This window comes from Novosphingobium sp. ST904, assembly GCF_001298105.1.
GTDB lineage: Bacteria > Pseudomonadota > Alphaproteobacteria > Sphingomonadales > Sphingomonadaceae > Novosphingobium.
Genome location: NZ_LGJH01000137.1, coordinates 60641 through 78651, shown reverse-complemented (window position 1 = coordinate 78651; position 18011 = coordinate 60641). Strand labels below are relative to the sequence as shown.

21 protein-coding genes and 1 pseudogene are annotated in these 18011 nt (G+C 67.5%); 8 read left to right on the top strand and 14 right to left on the bottom strand.

What is annotated here, in order from left to right; genetic code table 11:
* Positions 1-98 precede the first annotated feature (98 nt).
* The 13 genes and pseudogenes from ADT71_RS10575 to flgB all read right to left on the bottom strand — a co-directional run bounded on the left by ADT71_RS10575 (position 99) and on the right by flgB (position 9791).
* Positions 99-947 (bottom strand): flagellar motor protein MotB, encoded by an 849-nt coding sequence (locus ADT71_RS10575; protein ID WP_054436654.1) that lies wholly within the window; start codon positions 945-947, stop codon positions 99-101.
* Position 948: 1 nt separating this feature from the next.
* Positions 949-1812, bottom strand: a complete 864-nt coding sequence (motA, locus tag ADT71_RS10570; protein ID WP_054436652.1) for a flagellar motor stator protein MotA — start codon at positions 1810-1812, stop codon at positions 949-951.
* 62 nt (positions 1813-1874) lie between these two features.
* Positions 1875-2798 carry a flagellar biosynthesis protein FlgL gene (locus ADT71_RS10565; RefSeq protein ID WP_054436650.1) on the bottom strand — a complete coding sequence of 308 codons (924 nt, stop codon included), beginning with the start codon at positions 2796-2798 and terminating at the stop codon, positions 1875-1877.
* A gap of 7 nt (positions 2799-2805) precedes the next feature.
* Positions 2806-4143 (bottom strand): flagellar hook-associated protein FlgK, encoded by a 1338-nt coding sequence (gene flgK, locus ADT71_RS10560; RefSeq protein ID WP_054436648.1) that lies wholly within the window; start codon positions 4141-4143, stop codon positions 2806-2808.
* A gap of 3 nt (positions 4144-4146) precedes the next feature.
* Positions 4147-4521, bottom strand: coding sequence for a rod-binding protein (locus tag ADT71_RS10555; RefSeq protein WP_082370277.1), 375 nt, complete (start codon positions 4519-4521; stop codon positions 4147-4149).
* Positions 4518-5642: pseudogene (locus tag ADT71_RS10550) on the bottom strand (flagellar basal body P-ring protein FlgI). The gene ADT71_RS10555 and the pseudogene ADT71_RS10550 overlap by 4 nt, the downstream one beginning before the upstream one ends.
* Positions 5643-5647: 5 nt before the next feature.
* Positions 5648-6325, bottom strand: coding sequence for a flagellar basal body L-ring protein FlgH (locus ADT71_RS10545; RefSeq protein ID WP_231635793.1), 678 nt, complete (start codon positions 6323-6325; stop codon positions 5648-5650).
* Positions 6325-7113, bottom strand: a complete 789-nt coding sequence (gene flgG, locus ADT71_RS10540) for a flagellar basal-body rod protein FlgG (RefSeq protein ID WP_054436646.1) — start codon at positions 7111-7113, stop codon at positions 6325-6327. The genes ADT71_RS10545 and flgG overlap by 1 nt, the downstream gene beginning before the upstream one ends.
* A gap of 13 nt (positions 7114-7126) precedes the next feature.
* Entirely contained in the window at positions 7127-7870 is a 744-nt protein-coding gene (locus ADT71_RS10535) for a flagellar basal body rod protein FlgF (RefSeq protein WP_054436644.1), read from the bottom strand.
* A gap of 11 nt (positions 7871-7881) precedes the next feature.
* Entirely contained in the window at positions 7882-8694 is an 813-nt protein-coding gene (locus ADT71_RS10530) for a flagellar hook-basal body protein (protein WP_054436642.1), read from the bottom strand.
* A 22-nt stretch (positions 8695-8716) separates the two neighbouring features.
* On the bottom strand, positions 8717-9031 hold the full coding sequence (locus ADT71_RS10525; RefSeq protein ID WP_054436640.1) for a flagellar hook assembly protein FlgD: 315 nt from the start codon (positions 9029-9031) through the stop codon (positions 8717-8719).
* Entirely contained in the window at positions 9028-9441 is a 414-nt protein-coding gene (gene flgC, locus ADT71_RS10520; protein WP_054436638.1) for a flagellar basal body rod protein FlgC, read from the bottom strand. The genes ADT71_RS10525 and flgC overlap by 4 nt, the downstream gene beginning before the upstream one ends.
* Positions 9442-9443: 2 nt before the next feature.
* Positions 9444-9791 (bottom strand): flagellar basal body rod protein FlgB, encoded by a 348-nt coding sequence (flgB, locus tag ADT71_RS10515; RefSeq protein ID WP_054436636.1) that lies wholly within the window; start codon positions 9789-9791, stop codon positions 9444-9446.
* Between the two features lie 212 nt (positions 9792-10003).
* On the opposite strand from flgB, the gene ADT71_RS10510 reads away from it, so the two are divergent.
* The 8 genes from ADT71_RS10510 to ADT71_RS10475 all read left to right on the top strand — a co-directional run bounded on the left by ADT71_RS10510 (position 10004) and on the right by ADT71_RS10475 (position 16327).
* On the top strand, positions 10004-10687 hold the full coding sequence (locus ADT71_RS10510; RefSeq protein ID WP_082370276.1) for a MotA/TolQ/ExbB proton channel family protein: 684 nt from the start codon (positions 10004-10006) through the stop codon (positions 10685-10687).
* Positions 10688-10954: 267 nt separating this feature from the next.
* A complete protein-coding gene (locus tag ADT71_RS10505) occupies positions 10955-11197 on the top strand; it encodes a hypothetical protein (protein ID WP_054436634.1) in 243 nt (80 codons plus the stop codon).
* A 10-nt stretch (positions 11198-11207) separates the two neighbouring features.
* A complete protein-coding gene (locus ADT71_RS10500) occupies positions 11208-11702 on the top strand; it encodes a flagella basal body P-ring formation protein FlgA (protein WP_054436632.1) in 495 nt (164 codons plus the stop codon).
* 110 nt (positions 11703-11812) lie between these two features.
* On the top strand, positions 11813-12100 hold the full coding sequence (gene flgM / locus ADT71_RS10495) for a flagellar biosynthesis anti-sigma factor FlgM (protein ID WP_054436630.1): 288 nt from the start codon (positions 11813-11815) through the stop codon (positions 12098-12100).
* On the top strand, positions 12097-12471 hold the full coding sequence (locus ADT71_RS10490) for a flagellar protein FlgN (protein WP_324698050.1): 375 nt from the start codon (positions 12097-12099) through the stop codon (positions 12469-12471). Before flgM ends, ADT71_RS10490 begins: the two co-directional genes overlap by 4 nt.
* 225 nt (positions 12472-12696) lie before the next feature.
* Positions 12697-13467, top strand: coding sequence for a hypothetical protein (locus ADT71_RS10485; RefSeq protein WP_054436629.1), 771 nt, complete (start codon positions 12697-12699; stop codon positions 13465-13467).
* 35 nt (positions 13468-13502) lie between these two features.
* Complete coding sequence (locus ADT71_RS10480) at positions 13503-15584, top strand: flagellar biosynthesis protein FlhA (protein ID WP_054436661.1); 2082 nt, start codon at positions 13503-13505, stop codon at positions 15582-15584.
* On the top strand, positions 15581-16327 hold the full coding sequence (locus ADT71_RS10475; protein WP_054436626.1) for a sigma-70 family RNA polymerase sigma factor: 747 nt from the start codon (positions 15581-15583) through the stop codon (positions 16325-16327). Before ADT71_RS10480 ends, ADT71_RS10475 begins: the two co-directional genes overlap by 4 nt.
* Before the next feature lie 15 nt (positions 16328-16342).
* On the opposite strand, the gene ADT71_RS10470 is transcribed toward ADT71_RS10475, so the two are convergent.
* A complete protein-coding gene (locus tag ADT71_RS10470) occupies positions 16343-17707 on the bottom strand; it encodes a glycosyltransferase (protein WP_054436624.1) in 1365 nt (454 codons plus the stop codon).
* Positions 17708-18011 lie beyond the last annotated feature (304 nt).

Here is an 18011-nt window from a genome sequence, read left to right as displayed (position 1 = left end):
AGAAAGGCTTGAAATATAGACATATTACTACGCCTTCCTTCCTCGCTCTGAGCCATTTTGATTCAAACCTCGCAGGCGTGATTAATGGGTCCTGACCCTTAGTCCGCCAGCGTGATCGAGATGCGCCGGTTGCGCGGGTCATGCGGATCGGCGGGGATCAGCAGTTCGGTATCGGCCACGCCTTCGATCCGCCTGAACCGGGCGGGTTCCACGCCGTCGCGGATCAGTTGCTGACGGGTCGCTTCGGCGCGCCCGGCCGAAAGCGACCAGTTGTTGCCGGGAATTCCCTGCTTGTAGGGCAGGGCATCGGTGTGGCCCCGGATCGTCAGCGGGCCGCCGCCTCCACCTGCTTCGGTGCCGATCGCCTGCGAGATCGCCGAGAGCAGTTCGACGGCCTGCGGGGTGAGGATCGTGGTACCGAGCCGGAACATCGAGAAATTGGCATCGTCCACCATGTCGATCCGTACGCCCTGCGTCGTGTCCACCATGCGGACCTGCCTGGCGAGGCGGCGCAGGCGCTCGGTGGAGGCGAGCTTCTTTTGCAGCGCCTCCTTGGCGCGCGAGCTGCGCTTGATCTTGCTGCCGCCCTCCTTCGGCCCGCCGGTGGCATCGCGCGGGATGGTGAGGGTCTTCGTGCCGGTCTGCCCGGCCTTGAAGGGGTAGTTGTCCACCTGGGTCAGCGAAGCGCCGCCGAGCACGCCCTGGCCCGATCCGGCGCTGCCCTGCTTGGTCTTGACCAGCGTGGGGGTGAAATAGTCGGCAATGCCGCGCCGCTGCTTCTCGGTGGTGGCGCCCAGTATCCACAGAAGCAGGAAGAAGGCCATCATGGCGGTCACGAAGTCGGCATAGGCGACTTTCCAGGCACCGCCATGATGCCCGGCGGCGACCATGGTGATCTTCTTGACGATGATCGGCCGGGGCGGTTCGGGCTTCTTCCTGATTGCCATGTCAGCGGCCCCTCATCGCGTCGAGCAGTTCGGAAAGGCCGGGGCGGAAGGCGTGGCCAAGGCCTGAGCGTGCCGATTCCACCACCAGCGGCTGCGGCCAGCCGTGCAGGCTGGCGATGATGACCTGCTTCACCGCCTGGAAGATCTGCTCGTCCTGCTCCAGCACCTGCTTGAGCCGTCCGGCCAAGGGGGAGACGATGCCATAGGCCAGGAGCACGCCCATGAACGTGCCGACCAGCGCCGAGCCGATCATCGCGCCCAGGATCGAGGGCGGCTTGTCGATCGAGCCCATGGTCTTCACCACGCCCAGAACGGCAGCGACGATACCGAGCGCGGGCAGCGCATCGGCAAGGCCCTGGAGGGCGTGCTGCGGTTCGTGGATCTCGTGGAAATGCGTCTTCATCGCATTGTCCATCACGTCTTCCACCGCGTGGACTTCCAGCGTGCCGGAAGAGACGACGATCAGGGTCAGGGTGTCGCAGATCAGGTGAATGAGCGGCTTGTTCGCCAGCAGGCGCGGGAATTCGGCGAACAGCGGGGAAACCTCGGGCTCGTTCACATGGCTTTCCAGCGCCACCGGTCCTTCCGAGCGCAGGATCTTCATCAGCCGCGTGGTCAGGATGATGGCGTCGATATGATCCTGCCGGTTGTGGCGGGCCCCCTTGAAGACCTTGCCGAGGCCGCTGCCCAGCGCCTTGATCTCGTGCATCGAGTTGCCGGTGACAATCGCGCCCACGGCGGCGCCGCCGATGATGAGCATTTCATGCGGGATCGCTTCCAGCACCGGGCCCAGCGCGCCGCCGGTGATCGCAAAGCCGCCGAAAACCATCACCAGCAGAATGACGACGCCGATGATTACGAACATGAAGGAAGTCCCCTGTCAGGCGGTGTCCGGCCTGCCCCCGCAGACCGGATGCGGAAGGCGGCTCAGGTCAGCTGGTCGAACAGGTTGAGCGAGGCGAGCCGGGAGAAGCTGGCCTGGCTGGCCTCCAGCACGGTCATGGTTTCCTGAAGCTGGGCGAGCGTGGTGGCGAGATCGGTGCTGCCGAGGTCCGCTTCTTCCGAGGAACGCAGTTCGGACAGGTTGACGCGGCGGTCGTCGGTCACCTCGATCCAGGCGAGGCGGGTGCCGATCACGGTTTGGCCGGTGGTCAGCGTGTCGAGCCCGGTCTTGAGGTCGGCCAGTGCATTGCCCGCCGCGCCTGCCGGATCGGCCGAGGCGCCCTGAAGCGCGGCGGCCAGATTTTTCACCACCGCCATGAGGTCGGTCGTGCTGCCGCCTGCGGCGTTGAACGAGAGGAAGGCGGGCCCGGTGATCGAGCGGGTCACGCTCTGCCCCGCACCCAGCGGCAGTTCGGCGGAACTTGCGGTGCCGACGTAGACGGCATTGCCGGAGGCATCGAGCGCATAGGCATCACCCGCGCTTTCGCCGCCGAACAGGGCATGGCCGCTCGAATCCCGCGCATTGGCAAGGGCGACGAGGTTGCTGAAGATCTGGTCCAGCTCCTGCCCGATCGAGGCGCGCTGCGTATCGGGCAGGGTGGCGCTGGCCGCCTGCGTGGCGAGTTCCTGCGCGCGGATCAGCGCATCGGCCATGTCGGACATGGCGGCATCGGCAAGCGACAGGTCGGCGTTGGCACGGTTGGCGTTGGTCTGGTCAATCCCGGAGAGCTTCTCCTGCCGCGCCAGCGAGCGCAGGCGCGATGCGGCCACCGGATTGTCCGAGGACCGTTCCAGCTTGCTGCCGCTCGACATCTGCGCCTGATAGTTCTCGGCCTGCGTGCGCAGGTCCTTCATGTCGCGGCGGGCGCGCTCGAAGAAGGCGCTGGTGCTGGTGGATACGATCGACATTGCGCGGTTACCTGATGGCGAGGATGGAATCGAAGATGTCGGAAGCGACCTGCATGACCCGGCCCGAAGCCTGATAGGCCTGCTGGAAGCGGGTGAGGTTGATGGCCTCCTCGTCGAGATCGACGCCCGCCTGTGCCTGGAGCGCGACCTTGGCGGTCCCGGCGATGGATTCCAGAGCATCGCGGGTGACGGTGCGCCCGGCGACGGCACTGGAAATCCCGAACAGCAGGGTGTCCATGGCACCGGCCGGATCGGCACTGTCCAGCGCGCTGCGCATGGCGACGAGGTTGGAGGTGTCACGGCTGTTGGCGCCCGAGCCTGCGGGAGCGGTCGCGATCTGGCTGCCGCTGGCGAGGGCGATCGCCATGGTCGATGCGTCGGTGCCGGAGAACATCGGCTGGCCGCTTGCCCCGGCAAGGTCGGCGCCCGCGGTTTGCGCGGTATTGAGCGTCGAGATCACGCCCGAGGCAATGGCATCGAGCTGGTCGTGCACGGCGGCGAGCTCGGTCAGCGCCTGTCCCTTGCCCGCCAGCGCGCCCGAGGAAAGCGTTGCCGCCGCACCGCCCAGCGTGAACGAGATCGTGCCGTCCGCGGCGGTGGCCATGGCGAGGGGCGCGGCGCTGCCGCCGCTCACGAGGCTCGGGCCGCCCGCACCGCCGATCCGCACCTGGACCGAGCCGTCCGATGCGAACGTGGTGGAGATGTCCACTTGCCCGCTCAGCTTCTCCAGCAGGGAATCGCGCTGGTCCAGCAGGCTGGTCTGGTCGCTCGATGCGTCGGATGCGCGGGCGAGGCGCAAGTTGACGCGCGCCAGTTCGGCGGCAGTGGTGTTGACCGAATCGACCCCGTCCTGCGCCTCGAAGCGCAGGCCCTGGCCCACCGCGTCGAGGCTGGAGGCGGCCGTGTTGAAGGTCTGCGCCAGCGTGCGGCCCTGCTCCAGCGCCGAGGCGCGCAGCGAACCGTCGGTAGGGTCGGACAGGAGTTGCTTCAGCGCGGCTTCGAAATCCACGATCGCATCGTAGACGCCGGTCTGCTCGACCGCGCTTTCGATATTCTCCAGACCCTGCACTTCGGCGCCGGCGCGGGCGGCGTCCGAGCCGGTGCGGCGCACTTCGGACTGGCGGAACATGTCCGCATTGCGCACGATCCCGGTAACGCGAACGCCCGCGAGGTTGAGCGCGCCCGGCGAGGAGGCGACCGAATTGATCGCCAGTTCGGACAGCGAGATGCTGCGGCGGACATAGCCTTCGGACGAGGCGTTGGCGATGTTCTGCGCGGTCACGTCCAGCGCGGCCTTGGCGGCGCGAGTGCCGGAGCGGGCGATGGTGATGAGGTCGGCGGCCATGGCTTACTTCGCCTTCGCTTCGGCATGAGCGGAAGATGCGGTATCGGAGGGTGCGTCGCTCGCTGAAGGCGCTTGTCCCGGGGATGACGAGGATCCGGCCACGAACCGCGCCATCTGGTCCTCGATGATCCTGGCGAGGCCCAGCACGCCGCTTTGCGCGGTCACGTCGGCAAAATGCTCGTCCTGCATCTGGTTGAAGGTATCGAGCGCCTGGCTGGAGAAAAGCTGCTCGCCGCCGAAGTGGCTCTTGCGCGCCTCGGCCAGCATCTGGCGCACGAACATGGCCTCGAACTGCCGGGCGGTGGCGGCCAGCTTTTCGCGGTCGGTGGCGCCGGGCGCGATCTTCATGCCCGGGAGAGTGGAGGGAATCGTGCTCATATCACTACCATTTCGGCTTTCAGGGCGCCGGCCTGCTTCAGCGCTTCCAGGATCGCCACGAGGTCCGAAGGGGTAACGCCCAGCAGGTTGAGCGCATCGACCACGCGCGAGAGCGAGGCCCCGCCCCTGAACAGGGCGACCGAGCGCTTCTCCTCGTCAGTGGTGATCGCGGAATGCTCCTCCACTTCGGTACGGCCCCGGCTGAACGGCGCGGGCTGGACGACCGTGGGGTTTTCCTGGATGCGCACGGTGAGCTTGCCATGGCTGATCGCGGCGGGCGACAGGCGCACGGCCGAGTTGATGACGACCGTGCCGGTGCGGCTGTTGATGATGACGCGCGCCGGCGTTTAGGCGGGGTCGACATCGATCATCTCGATCGCCGCCATCATCGAGGCGCGGGTATCGGCCTCGGCGGGCAGGCGCAGGGCCACGGTCACGCCGTCCTCGACGGTGGCGGTTCCGGGCAGGCGCATGTTGATCGCATCGCGCACGCGGGCGGCGGTCAGGAAGTCGGACGTGAAGAGGTTCCAGCGCAGCGTGCTGCCGTCCTCGAAGCCGGTGGCGACCGCGCGTTCGACGCTGCCGCCTTCGGCGATGCGGCCCACGGTCGGGATGTTGATGGTCACGTTCGAACCGTCGCGCGCCGAGACGCCGAGCCCGCCGACCGCGAGGTTGCCCTGCGCCATGGCGTAGATCTGCCCGTCTGCACCATAGAGCGGGGTGAGGATCAGCGCCCCGCCGCGCAGGCTCTTGGCCTTGCCGATCGTGGAGACGGTCACGTCGATGCGCTGACCGGGCTTGGCGAAGGCGGGCAGGTCCGCCGTGACCATGACGGCGGCGGCGTTCTTGAGGCCGGGCGAGATGCCGGGCGGCAGCGTCAGCCCCATGCGGCCCGAGACGCCCTTCATCGCCTGTGTCGTATATTCGAGATTGTCGTCCCCGGTGCCCGGCAGGCCGACGACCACGCCGTAGCCGGTGAGCTGGTTCGAGCGCACGCCCTGGAACTGGCCAAGGTCGCGCACGCGCTCGGCATGGGCATGGACGGGTGCGAGGAACACGATCAGCAGGACCACGAGGGCCGCGATCAGCGTGGGCAGCCAGCGCCGGGAGAGGGAGGCCATGGTCATCAGAACGGCGAGATCATGTTGAAGAACTGGCCGAGCCAGCCCTGGCGGCCGCTGCGCATGATGGCGCCTTTGCCGGTATATTCGATATGAGCGTCGGCGATGCGCGTCGAGGCGACGGTATTGTCCTCGTCGATGTCGGCGAGGCGGACGATGCCGGAGAACCGGACCCATTCGTCTCCCTGGCTGACGAGCATCTTCTTCTCTCCTCTCACGAGCGCGGTCCCGTTGGGGCGCAGTTCGGCAATGGTCACGGACAGCACGGAACTCAGCGAACTGGTCTGCGTGGCGCTGCCCTGACCATTGAACGTCGAGGATGAGCTGGCGTTAAGGGCATTGGGGTTGAGGAACGACAGCGGCCCCGATGTCGGCGGGGTGATCGAGGCGCCGCCGCCTTTCTGGCTCTTGGAGCCGGCGGTCTTGGCGGCGGTGGTCGATTCCACCAGCAGGATCGTCAGCGGATCGCCCACGCGCGCCGCGCGGGTGCCGCCGTAAAGCGGGGCATAGCCGGCCGAGACGCTGAAGATGCCGCCCGTGGCCGCCTGCGGCTGCGCGGCGGGCGGTACGGGAAGCGTCGGCTCGAAGCCCGAGGGCCTGGGGGGCTTCTTTGCGAATACCGGCGGCGCGGCAATGGCCATGAACGCCGCCGAGGCCAGCAGGAATGTGCGACCCATGGCCATCACAACGTCTGGTTCGCGTTGCGCAGCATCTCGTCCACCGCCGAGATCATCTTCGAATTGATCTCGTAGGCGCGCTGGGTCTCGATCATGTCGACCAGCTCCTCGACGATGTTGACGTTCGAGCCTTCCAGCATCCCCTGCCGGATCATGCCGCGCCCTTCCTCTCCGGCGATGCCGAGCTGCACCGGGCCGCTGGCGGCGGTCTCGCGCAGGAAGTTGTCGGAGGCGGCCTGAAGCGCTGCCGGATTGGTGAACTGCGCGATGCTGATCTGGCCCAGCTCGCTCGGTTCGGTCTGTCCGGCCACCTGGGCCGAGACCGTGCCGTCCTCCGAGACCGTGATCGAGGTCGCGCCTTCGGGCACGGTGATCGGCGGCTGAAGCAGGTAGCCCTGCGACGTGACCAGCTCACCCTGCGGCGAGCGGGTGAAATTGCCCGCGCGGGTATAGGCCAGTTCGCCGCCGGGCAGGGCGATCTGGAAATAGCCCTGCCCATCGAGCGCGAGGTCGAAGGTATTGCCGGTGGTCTGGAGCGAGCCTTGCGTCTCCATGCGGCTGGTGGACTGCACCGCCACGCCGGTGCCGAGGTTGAGCCCGGTGGCGTAAGTGGTCTCGCTCGAAGACTGGGCGCCTGCCACGCGGGAATCCTGGTAGGCCAGCGTGGCGAAGTTGGCGCGATCCTTCTTGAAGGCGGTGGTGCTGACGTTGGCCAGGTTGTTGGCGATCACGCGCATCCGCGTGTCCTGCGCCTCCAGCCCGGTGCGGGCGACCTGTAGAGCGGAAGTGGGCATTGTCGTGGTTTCCTCAGCTATCGATGCGCATCAGGCGCACACTGCCTTCGTCGAGCTGGCGGGCGGTCTCGACGAGCTTGGTGCGCATGTCGAACAGGCGCTGGGCCGAGATCATCTCGGTCAGCACTTCCGACGGAGAGACGTTGGAGCCTTCGAGCGCGCCGGGGATCACGCTGGCGTTCTCGTCCTCCGGCAGCACGCCGCCTCCCGCGACCCGGAACACGCCGGTCAGGTCCTTGGCGATCTGCGATCCGCTGGGGTCCACCAGCTTTAGCCGGTCCACCCGCTGCGGCGGATCGCCGGGGGTGGCGGGATCGGTGATGAGGATGCCGCCGTCCTGGGCGATGGTGACGCCGGAGCCCGGCGGCAGCGTGATCGGGCCGCTCTCGCCCAGCACGGGCAGGCCGTCGCCGTTCTGGAGCACGCCCGTCACCGTGACCGAGAGGTCGCCACGACGGGTATAGGCTTCGCCGCCGTCGCCTGCCTGCACCGTCAGCATGGAGTCTCCCTGCATGGCCACGTCGAGCGGCTGGCCGGTGCGGTTCACCGTCCCGGCCTTCATCGAGGCGCCGCTGACTTCGGTGCCCGAAAGCGCCCGAACTTCGAGCTGCGGCCCTTCCAGTGTGTTCGGCGTGGCCTGCAGGATCTCGGCGCGGAAGCCGATTGTCTGCGAATTGGCCATGTTGCCGGCGATCACGCGCTCGCGGTTGAGCGAGGCGTTCATTCCCGAGACGGCGGTGTAGATCAGGCGGTCCATGGCGGTTGCGATCAGGTCCGCAGGTTGATGATCGTCTGCGAGATCTGCGAGGCGGTATCCACGGCCTTGGCATTGGCCTGGAAATTGCGCTGCGCGGTGATCAGGCTGACCAGCTCTTCCGAAAGATCGACGTTCGATCGCTCGATCGAGCCCGAGAGCAGGCTGCCGTAGAGGCCGGAGCCCGGCTGGCCATAAGTCGCCGCGCCGGAGCGTCCGGTGGCCGACCATGAGGCGTCGCCCAGTTGCTTGAGCCCGTTGGGCGCGATGAACGAGGCCAGCGCGACGACGCCGATGGTGACGTTCGAGGCATCGGCATATGTCGCGACGACTTCGCCGGTGGGCTCGATGGTGACGCCCGCGAATTCCGAACCGGCGGCATTGGTTGCCGGGATCTGCGCGGAAAGCGGGGTCGTGCCGGAAACCGCGCCGCTGGCGTCGACCGGGAAGACCTGGAGCCGGGCGCCCTGCGCATTGTGGATATAGCCGTCCCCGTCCACCGAGAACGAACCGGCGCGGGTATACTGGATCGCGCCGGAAAGCGGCGAGGCGACGGTGAAGAAGCCCTCGCCGTTGATCGCCACGTCGAGTGCCGATCCGGTCTGCTCCATCGCGCCGAGGCCGAAGTCCTGCTTGATCGAGGCGACTCGGGCGCCGATGCCGGTGGTCAGCGTGGGGTCGGTCAGGATCGAGGATGAGACGATGTCGGCGAAGGCGGTGTTGCTCTTCTTGAAACCGGAAGTCTCGGCATTGGCGATGTTGTTCGAGATGACGTTGAGGTCGGTCTGGGCGTTCTTCAGCCCGGTGAGGGAAGTGTAGAAGGACATCGGATTCTCCTGGAAACGGGGGTCAGTTGCCGCTGGCGGCCAGCGCGGCGATCGCCGCCTGCGTGGCGTTCTGCGCGCTTACGAGGGTATCGAGCTTGGAGGAGATGGCCTTGAGCGTGTCCGCCATCTCGGTCGTGCCGGCGAGGGACGAGAACTGCGCCATCTGGGCGAGCATCTGGGTCTGGTCCATCGGGTCGAACGGGTCCTGCTGCTTCATCTGCGCCAGCATCAGCTTCAGGAAATCGCCCTGGTCGAGATCGCCCAGCGAGGTCTTTCCGCTCGAGGTCGAGGCGGTGCTCGCGGCCGATGTAACGGCATTGGTGGTGATAACGGTCATTTCAGCCTCATCGTGTCGAGCATGAGCTGCTTCGCGGTGGAGAGGGCCTCGACCAGGTTCTGGTACTGGCGCGAGGCTTCGAGCATTTCGACCATCTCCGCGTTCTCATCGACCGGAGCGGTCCAGACATCGCCGTTCGCATCGGCGAGCGGATGGTCGGGGCTGTGCTGGCGCACGGCGGCGGCGCCTTCCCGCATCACGCCCTGCACGGAAACCGAGGCGAGGCCGCTGGCCTGGTCGAGGTCTTCGGCGAAAACGGTGCGGATCGGCTTGTAGGCCTGTTCCTCGCTGCCCGAGACGGTCCCCGCATTGGCGAGGTTGGAGGCGGCGGCGTTCATCCGCACGAGCTGCGCGGACATGCCGCGCTGGGCGAGGGTGAACATCGTCATCGGTTCGCGGCTGGCGGGCATCGTCACTCGCCCTTCAGCGCGCGGGTGACGGTTTCGACCCGCCCCCGGATGAACTGGAGCGTGGCCGAATAGCCCACCGCGTTCTCGGAAAAGGCGAGCTGCTCGTTCTGGAGCTCTACCGTATTGCCGTCGAGCGAGGGCATGACCGGCACACGGTAGAGCGCGGCGCCTTCGGCGGCATCGGCAAGGCCGACGCCGCGCTCCGCCGAGCGCAGGGCGGCGGTGAAATCGATGTCGCGCGCCTTGTATCCGGGCGTGGCGGCATTGGCGATGTTCGAGGCGATCAGGCCCATGCGCTGCGAGCGAAGCTCCAGTGCGGCGGCATGAATCCCGAACAGGTCCTGTGGCATGGTGTTGCAGCTCCAGAGAGTGTTCGCCGCTTTTCACCGCAAGGGGTGTGCCAACCCGCCCAAGCGCGGATTTCCCGGCTTTCTCCGCTGCGGCCCGGGCAGGGGCGGGCCTGTCGGGCGGCAAGGGTTTGCCGGTTTTGCGGCAAGGCGCGTCCGGGGCTGAAACTCCGCGAAAACTGCCGTTCTGCGGGTGAGAAGGAGAAGCGCCCGCCATGCAGCCCGAACATCTTCTGGACCCCGCCAGCGCCTTGATCGTGGTGGGAGGCACCGTGATCGCCACGATCCTGCGCTGCGGGCTGAGCGATTGCATTACCGCCGCAGGGGTGCTCGCCGCCCTGTTTCGCCGCCCCTTCGATCCCGAGCGCGCGCGGGCGGAGATGGCGGTGCAGGTGCAGGAGATCCGGCGGGACGGGGTGATCCGATCCCAGCCTGCCGCCACCGGCGATGCCGAGTTCGACGAGGCGACCGCCATGCTGATCGGCAGCCGCTCGCTCGGCGCGCTGCAACTGGCGCATGCCGCACACAAACGCCGCCGCATCGAAAGGAGCCAGCGCGCGGTGCGCACTTTCATCCAGGCGGCGGACCTTTCGCCGGTTTTCGGGCTGGCGGGCACGCTCGTCGCGTTGAACCAGCTTCCGCCGCTCGATCAGCCCGAAGCGGACTTTTCCGTCGCCATCTCGATGGCGGTGCTGACGACGCTTTACGGGCTGCTGCTCGGTAACCTCCTGTTCACGCCGTTGGCCCGGGTGGTGGCGCGCCGTGCGGCTGACGAGGAGCGGGACCGGCAGACGGTGATAGACTGGCTGGAAGGCCAGGTCGCCGACGCGCTCCCCAGCACTGAGCGCGCCGAACATGCCGGGCGTGCCGGGCGCGAAGTGGCGGAGGCGCATTCGTGAGCGCACGCACCGCCGCGAGCTGGCAGACTTCGCTGGCCGATCTCTCGCTCATCCTTTTCATGATCTCCGCTGCCGCCATCAGTCGCCAGCAGGATCATCTCCGGAAAGCGAAAGTGGAGCGGGCCGAGCTTCGCGAGGCACCTGCCGCCGCTTCGGCTTCCTCGCCGGAGGGAAACGCCGCTGGCGGTCTACATCGCCGCGCCCGGCGCTCCGCCGCTCGCCCGCTGGCTGGCGCAGCAGGCGGGCGATCCGCGCCAGCGCCTGACTGTGGCCGCGCCTTACGGTCCCGCATCCGGCGATCTGGCGCGGGCGATGTCGGAGGCGGGGCGGCTGGCGCGCGAAGCGGGCGCGGCGGGGCGTGAAGCACGGATCGTCGTCGAACCGGGCGAGGGGCCTGCCCGGGTGGTCCTCGCGTTCGATGTCGCCGCATCGCAAGGCGCGGCCGGGGCCATGGCACGAACCTTGCTGGAAAGGAGGAAGACCCCCGGCGAAGGAGAGCGCCCCCGATGACAGGATTTAGATGATTGCCGCCCTGCTCCTTGCCGCTGGAACGGCCTTGGGTGGCTTTGCCGATCTCGATGCGGTGGACCGCCAGGTTGCCGTGTTCACCGGCTTTCCGGTGGGTGCGGTCGGCGGTGCGGCCACGCCGGTGGATCGCCGCCTCAAGCTCAGGCCCTGCCGCACCGGCCTTGCCCTGTCATGGCGCAGCGCGGCGCAGGACAGCGTGCTCGTGCAATGCGGCGATCCCGATGGCTGGCGCCTCTTCGTTCCGGTGCGCCGCGCAGGCCCGGCGGCTCCCGACGCCCCGGCGGCACTGGCAGTGAAGCGGGGCGATGCCGTGTCCATCGCCGTCGAGGGTGACGGCTTTTCGGTGTCTCAGCCCGGCGAGGCGCTTGAAAGCGGCACAATCGGTGCGTGGATCCGGGTGCGTCCGGTGGTGGTGGGCAAAGGGCGGCCTGCGGAAATGCACGCGCAGATCGTCCGGCCGGGTCTCGTTTCCTTGCAGCTGCCTTAACCTCGCAAAAGCGCCGGGTTCGCTGCTTGCGGGAAAATCCCGCGGCCGCCCCTTAACAGTTTCGTCCGGGCGCCGTCCTTGAGGGAAACGAATTTTCCAGGAGCCAGACCATGCCGCCCATCGAAGTGGGATCAACAAGCGCCCTGAGCGCGATCAACGCCCGGTTCGCACGTGCCAGCGGCACGGCAAGCCAGCAGACCACGAGCCTCGCGGCCTGGTCCGACAGCCCCACCGTGGATGCTTCCTCGGCGCTCGATCCCGGCAGCGTGCCGGTCGATACGGACCGCGTGGCGGAGATCCGCAAGGCGGTGGAGAACGGCACTTATCCGGTGATCCCCACCCAGATCGCCGATGCCATGATTGCGGCAGGCGTGTTGCTGAGGAGTCATAAGGAATGACCCGGCGGGCTGGCGGAGGCCCGGCTTCGGCAGCGGATGCGGGCGGCACCGAACTGCGCGAGATCCTGCGGCAGATGCTTGCCGTTCTCGAAGGCGAGCGGCAAGCGCTTGCCGGGCTGGATCTTGACGCCATCATCGGCGCCACCCGCGACAAGGACCGTCTTTGCGGCTCGCTTGATGCCGTCGAGGCGGCGGAAATCGACGAGGAGTGCCGGAGCCTGCTGGAAGCGGCGCGGCGGCTGAACGAGATAAATCGTCAGGTTCGCAACATCATAGCCGCCAATGTCGCCACCCGCCTCAACATGCTGACGGGCGCGCCGCAGCTCTACCGGGCCGGTGCGAACTACGCGCTCGTGGCCGGCCGCGCCTGAGCCCGCCGGTAAAAGATCCATCCGGCACGGGCCTTGCCGAAACTGGCACGTGCCTTGCGGAAGGGGCTCCCGAACCAATCGGAACGGGAGTTTCACATTGAGCGAGGCACAAGTCACGAGTGCCGGAATTGTCGGCGCGGGCGGCAGTGCCCGTGCGCAGGGGAATGGCGCGCGCGCGCGATCGCGCGCGCGGCGCAGGCAACCGGGGTCGACTTCCAGTACCTGATGGCGCAGGCCCGCCTGGAATCGAGCCTCGATCCGGGCGCGCACGCCGATACTTCCAGCGCGGCGGGACTGTTCCAGTTCACGAACGGCACCTGGCTGAACACGCTGGGCCGACACGCTGCGGACCACGGCATGGCCTGGGTCCAGCAGGCGATCAGCGGCGGCGGGCTTTCCGACCCCGGCACCCGCGCGCAGATTATGGGTCTGCGCTACGATGCCGATGCCTCCGCGCTCATGGCGGCCGAACTCGCGAACGACAACCGCGCCGACCTGACGGCGCGGCTAGGCCGGAAGCCGGATTCCGCCGAGCTCTATCTCGCGCATTTCCTCGGTTCGGCAGGCGCGGGACAATTCCTCTCGGCGCTCGCTGCAGACCCCTCGCAGAGCGCGGCATCGATCCTGCCGGCTGCGGCCGCGGCCAATCGTTCGATCTTCTTCCAGAACGGCGCAGGCGGTTCTTCGCCGCGCAGCCTCGGCGGGGTGATGGACCTCATGCGTGCCAAGATGGCAGGCGCGATGGAAGGCGGCTTCGATGGAGAGGGCTGGGATGGAGCCCCCGCTTACGCATCCACTTATGCCTCTGGCGCGGCGCAGGCGCCGTCCGGGCCGATCGCGCGCGCATTCCGCGAGGCTGCGGCGGAGGCCGGCGCGCAATCCGCGCCGCGCACCTCGATGGCCGAAACGCTGCGAGGCATGTTCAACGCGGCGGGCAGCAGTGCGCCCGCGCACGTCCGCGATGCCTATGCCCGACTTGCGGGGCTTGGCCTGTGAACCGGCTCCTGCGCCGTTTCGGCGATATCGGGGCGATGGCACTTCCGGCAGGTATCCTCACGCTGATCGTGCTGATGATCGTGCCGGTGCCGGCCTTCGTGCTCGACGTGTCGTTCGTGCTCAACATCGCGCTGTCGCTGGCCATCCTCATGGCGGCGATGAATGCGGAAAAGCCGCTCGATTTCTCGTCTTTCCCTTCTGTCCTGCTTTTCGCGACGCTGCTGCGCCTGGCGCTCAACGTGGCGTCCACCCGTGTCGTGCTGGTCCATGGGCACGAGGGTGAGGCGGCGGCGGGGGTGGTCATCGAATCCTTCGGCAAGTTCCTGATCGGCGGCAATTTCGCCGTCGGCATCTTCGTCTTCCTGATCCTGATGATCATCAACCTCGTGGTCGTGACCAAGGGGGCCGGCCGCGTTTCGGAAGTCTCCGCGCGCTTCACGCTGGACGCGTTGCCGGGCAAACAGATGGCGATCGACGCCGATCTCGCCGCGGGACTGATGACCGCCGACGAAGCCAAGGCCCGCCGCCGCGAAGTGGCGACCGAGGCGGATTTCTACGGCTCGATGGACGGTTCCAGCAAGTTCGTGAAAGGCGACGCCATTGCCGCGCTGCTGATCCTGGGCGTCAACATCGTCGCGGGCTTTTGCCTGGGCATGATAAGCCACGGGCTTTCCGCCACCGAGGCGGCGCAGACCTACATCACCCTCGCCATCGGCGATGCCCTTGTGGCGCAAGTGCCCTCGCTGCTGCTGTCGATCGCGGCGGCCGTGATCGTCACGCGCGTTTCCGACAGCCGGGATCTTGCCGGGCAGATCGGCGGCCAGTTCGCCGATCCGCGCACCTGGCTGCCGGTCGGCGTGGTGCTGACCGCCATCGGCCTGATCCCGGCCATGCCGCAGATGGTGTTCCTGCCCGCGGCGGCGCTTGCCTTCTGGCTCTGGCACATGCTGCGCAGGCATCAGGCGGTGCCCTTGCCGGTACTTGAGGCGCCGCCCGTGGCCGATCCCTCGCGGATCGTGCTGGAGGATGTTTCCGACCACACGCTCGTCACCATCGAACTGGGATACGGGCTGGTCCAGCTCGTCGACGAGCGTCGCGGTTCGCCGCTGGTCAGCCGGGTGACCGGGGTGCGCAAGCAGCTCAGCCAGTCGTTCGGCTTCATCGTCCCGCAGTTCCGCGTCCGCGATGCGCTCGACATGCCGCCCCATGACTATCGCATCGTCCTTGGCGGCGTGATGCTGGGCAGCGCAACGATACGTGCAGACCGCATACTCGCCATCGACGCGGGAGAGGCCCGCGCCAGTCACGGCCTTCGCGGCGAGGCCACCCGCGATCCGAGTTTCGGCTGCCCGGCGCTGTGGATCGATCCCGCCGCGCGCGATCATGCCACGGCCGAGGGTTTCCTCACCGTGGATGCGGGCACCGTGATCGCCACCCACCTGAACCAGCTCCTGTCCGAACGGTCGCACGACCTGCTCGGTCCGGACGAGGTGAGGGCACTTCTCGAGGGGATCAAGGAGCATTCGGCCGGTCTGGTGGAGACGATCCATCCGCAGCCGTTGTCCCTCGCCGCGATGACCCGCCTGCTGCGCGCCTTGCTGGAGGACGGTATCCCGATCGCGCATCCGCTGCCGATCCTTGCCAGCCTGAGCCGGGCGGTGCAGCAGACCGTCGATCACGAGCGGCTGGTCGAACTGATGCGGGCCGATCTCGGGGCGCTGATCGTCGGCCGGATCTGCCCGCCGCATGAGCGCCTGCCGGTCATCACGCTCGATGCCGGGCTCGAAGCGGCGATCGTGCAGGGCATGGTCGATCCGGTAACCGGACAGCCGGTGATCGAGCCGGACCTCGCCCGCATGATCGGCGAGCGTGTCGCCGCGCTGAGCGCCGAGCGGGGGCCCGGCGAAGTGCCGCTGGCACTGGTCGTCCAGCCGCGTGCGCGCCGGGCGCTATCCGCGCTGCTGCGCCTGCGCGCGCCGGCATGCCTGGTGCTTTCCATCGCCGAACTGCCGCCGACCCAGCCGATCGAAGTCGTCGATGTCGTCGGCGCGGCACAGCCGGAGCGCATGGCGCCCGGCCTTCCCCATCCCGAACAAGCCGAAAGCATGGCCGCATGAAACAGGACCAGAGGGGCTTCAGCGCCTATGCAAGCCGCGTCGCGGGGGCCTATCAGGGCGACGTGGCAGACCGTGTCCGTCGCTTCCTGCCGATGGTCCGGCGCCTCGCCTGGCATATCCATGGCAGCGGGAGGCCGGGGATCGAGCTGGAGGACCTGATCCAGGCCGGGCTCGTGGCGCTCACCGAATGCGCGCAGAAGCATCAGGGCCCAACGGAGGACGGGTTTGCCGCCTATGCCAAGATGCGCGTGCGCGGGGCCATGGTCGATCTCATCCGCCGGACCGTGCCGATGTCGCGCGGGGCGAGCGAGCGGCGGCGCCAGCTTGCGGGAAAGGAGACCGAACTGCGCGGCATTCTCGGCCGCGATCCGCTGCCGCACGAGCTGGCCGGGGCGATGGGCATCGAGGAGGCGGAACTTGCCGCGCTGCGCGGGTCTAGCCAGCCGCTGCACTTCGAGTCCATCGACGAGGTCTATTCAGACCAGAACATGGCCTTTGCCGACGAACGCCCGGACAGTCTTGCGCTGCTGGCGGACGAGGAACTGCGCGGGGCCGTGGTGGAGGCGATCGCCGATCTTCCCGATCGGCTGCAGCTGGTGGTACAGCTCTACTTCGTGGAGGAGCTGAACCTTGCCGAGATCGCGCAGGTATTGCAGGTCTCGATCCCGCGTGTCCACCAGCTCAAGGCGCAGGCGCTCGCGAAACTGCGCGGCAGCCTTGAAGGCGTGGCGGATATCCTTTGACTGGGGTGCCGCGCATCAGGCGGCCCGGGCCAGCGCGGGCTTGCTGAGCAGCGCCAGCAGCGAGATGCGGTTGAAGAACCACATGCGCTGCAATTCCAGATCGCTGTATTTCCGCAAGGTATTGGCGAAAGTATAGGGCGTATACCAGACGTTGTGGTCGGGGTGGACGCCTTCGAGGAAGGTTTCAGTTTCCGCCACATAGTCGAAATGGCGGGCGCGGCACTGGAAGGCGTCGGGAACGGAGATCAGGAACAGCCCGGCGTCGACCGACTGGATCTGCGCCAGGAACCCGGCGACATCGGGGACATGCTCCATCACTTCGGGAACCAGCACGACGTCGTAGCTGCCCGTCACTTGCGAGAAATCCGTGAACAGCGCGCCTTTCACGAAAGGGCGAAGCTGTTCGAGAGCCTCTCCGTGAGGGTCGATCCCGTCAAGCTGCGCGCAGTGCGCTTCCAGCCGGACGTGAAGCGATGTCTGCGGATCGGTGATCGGCCAGTCCGCGCAGCCGACATGAAGCACGCGCTGACCGGCGAGCAGGCTGGCGAAGACATCCATCCGGCCGAGCGAGGCCAGTTCCGCGCCGACCGGCACGCGCTGGAGGAAATAGGGCGCATGAATCCGTTCGAGCGGCGAGGCTTTCTCGGAAGGCGCGGTAGCCTCCACTTTTTGCGTATCGGGAGATGTGGCCGGGGCGGAGGCATGAGGGGACGAGGATATGGAGGAGGCTTGGGCAACTGCCGCCACGTCGGCCTTGTGCATGTCCTCGTAGCTTCGCAGCGTCGAACCCCAGAGCTGGTGGGCATAGACCGGATCGCTGCCACCATAAGTCAATCCGGTGAAGTGGCGCGGTATGAAGTAGTGGCTCGGATAGATGCGCAGCGGCGTATAGGCGAACTTGCGATAGCAGTCGGTCAGGCGCTGCGGCCCCACGGTCTTCCACGCCATGTCGCCGATGACCGAGGGGCTGGCGGCGATGTCCTCCACGATCTGCCTGACGAAGTGATTGCCCGGCGTGCAGCCGAAGTATCCGGCGGCGATGAGGCCGGGGCGCGCGATCTCGCTTTCCCAGCAGGCGAAGGCTTCGCAGGCGAGCAGTTCGTCGCCCAGGGGGCGGGTGCAGATGCTGTCCGCATCGAAGACGACACCGCCATGTTCGAGGAGGATTTCCCAGCGCATCATGTCGGCAACGCCGTTGAGTTCGCGCGGGCGCATCTGCGCGATGTGCCGGGCATTAATCCAGTCGCGGCCGTCCAGTTCGGCATTGCCCCAGAGGCGAAACTCCCAGTCCGGATGGGCCTGGCGCCATGTGGCGATGCAGTTGTCCGGCCGGCGGCTCTCGTCACCGACCCAGATGAAGTGGAAGCACTTTGGAATCATGGCACGGTTCCCGGCGCTGGAAGGACTTTTCCTTGCCAGGAGCTAAACCGTCAGGGTGTATCAAGTCCGAAGCGGGGCCAGGGGATTGCCCTTAGCTGCCACAGTTTCCGGCGGGCGCGAGCGGTGTCTGGGCCCGCCCGGGGGTGCGGGCGGGCCCATCCCCCACCGACTTGCCCCCATCGCGTGCACTGGCCGTATCGCCGGCCGCATGGCCTCCGCGATCGGGGCAGGTGGAACTTTGAGCCGAGCGGCACATGAATTGCGGAACAATGCGCCGCTCCGGGCGGGTGACCTCTGGGGGTTT

Excerpts from the sequence above, each read along its gene's own strand:
- flgB (WP_054436636.1), bottom strand. The coding sequence starts at position 9,791 with ATGCCACAGGACCTGTTCGGGATTCATGCCGCCGCACTGGAGCTTCGC.
- ADT71_RS10475 (WP_054436626.1), top strand. The coding sequence starts at position 15,581 with ATGAAACAGGACCAGAGGGGCTTCAGCGCCTATGCAAGCCGCGTCGCG.
- ADT71_RS10530 (WP_054436642.1), bottom strand. The coding sequence starts at position 8,694 with ATGTCCTTCTACACTTCCCTCACCGGGCTGAAGAACGCCCAGACCGAC.
- ADT71_RS10500 (WP_054436632.1), top strand. The coding sequence starts at position 11,208 with ATGATTGCCGCCCTGCTCCTTGCCGCTGGAACGGCCTTGGGTGGCTTT.
- flgM (WP_054436630.1), top strand. The coding sequence starts at position 11,813 with ATGCCGCCCATCGAAGTGGGATCAACAAGCGCCCTGAGCGCGATCAAC.
- ADT71_RS10525 (WP_054436640.1), bottom strand. The coding sequence starts at position 9,031 with ATGACCGTTATCACCACCAATGCCGTTACATCGGCCGCGAGCACCGCC.
- ADT71_RS10565 (WP_054436650.1), bottom strand. The coding sequence starts at position 2,798 with ATGTCGATCGTATCCACCAGCACCAGCGCCTTCTTCGAGCGCGCCCGC.
- motA (WP_054436652.1), bottom strand. The coding sequence starts at position 1,812 with ATGTTCGTAATCATCGGCGTCGTCATTCTGCTGGTGATGGTTTTCGGC.
- ADT71_RS10535 (WP_054436644.1), bottom strand. The coding sequence starts at position 7,870 with ATGGACCGCCTGATCTACACCGCCGTCTCGGGAATGAACGCCTCGCTC.
- flgC (WP_054436638.1), bottom strand. The coding sequence starts at position 9,441 with ATGCCCGCCAGCCGCGAACCGATGACGATGTTCACCCTCGCCCAGCGC.
- flgK (WP_054436648.1), bottom strand. The coding sequence starts at position 4,143 with ATGGCCGCCGACCTCATCACCATCGCCCGCTCCGGCACTCGCGCCGCC.
- ADT71_RS10480 (WP_054436661.1), top strand. The coding sequence starts at position 13,503 with ATGGCACTTCCGGCAGGTATCCTCACGCTGATCGTGCTGATGATCGTG.
- ADT71_RS10545 (WP_231635793.1), bottom strand. The coding sequence starts at position 6,325 with ATGGCCATGGGTCGCACATTCCTGCTGGCCTCGGCGGCGTTCATGGCC.
- ADT71_RS10485 (WP_054436629.1), top strand. The coding sequence starts at position 12,697 with ATGGCGCAGGCCCGCCTGGAATCGAGCCTCGATCCGGGCGCGCACGCC.
- flgG (WP_054436646.1), bottom strand. The coding sequence starts at position 7,113 with ATGCCCACTTCCGCTCTACAGGTCGCCCGCACCGGGCTGGAGGCGCAG.
- ADT71_RS10555 (WP_082370277.1), bottom strand. The coding sequence starts at position 4,521 with ATGAGCACGATTCCCTCCACTCTCCCGGGCATGAAGATCGCGCCCGGC.
- ADT71_RS10575 (WP_054436654.1), bottom strand. The coding sequence starts at position 947 with ATGGCAATCAGGAAGAAGCCCGAACCGCCCCGGCCGATCATCGTCAAG.
- ADT71_RS10490 (WP_324698050.1), top strand. The coding sequence starts at position 12,097 with ATGACCCGGCGGGCTGGCGGAGGCCCGGCTTCGGCAGCGGATGCGGGC.
- ADT71_RS10470 (WP_054436624.1), bottom strand. The coding sequence starts at position 17,707 with ATGATTCCAAAGTGCTTCCACTTCATCTGGGTCGGTGACGAGAGCCGC.
- ADT71_RS10510 (WP_082370276.1), top strand. The coding sequence starts at position 10,004 with ATGCAGCCCGAACATCTTCTGGACCCCGCCAGCGCCTTGATCGTGGTG.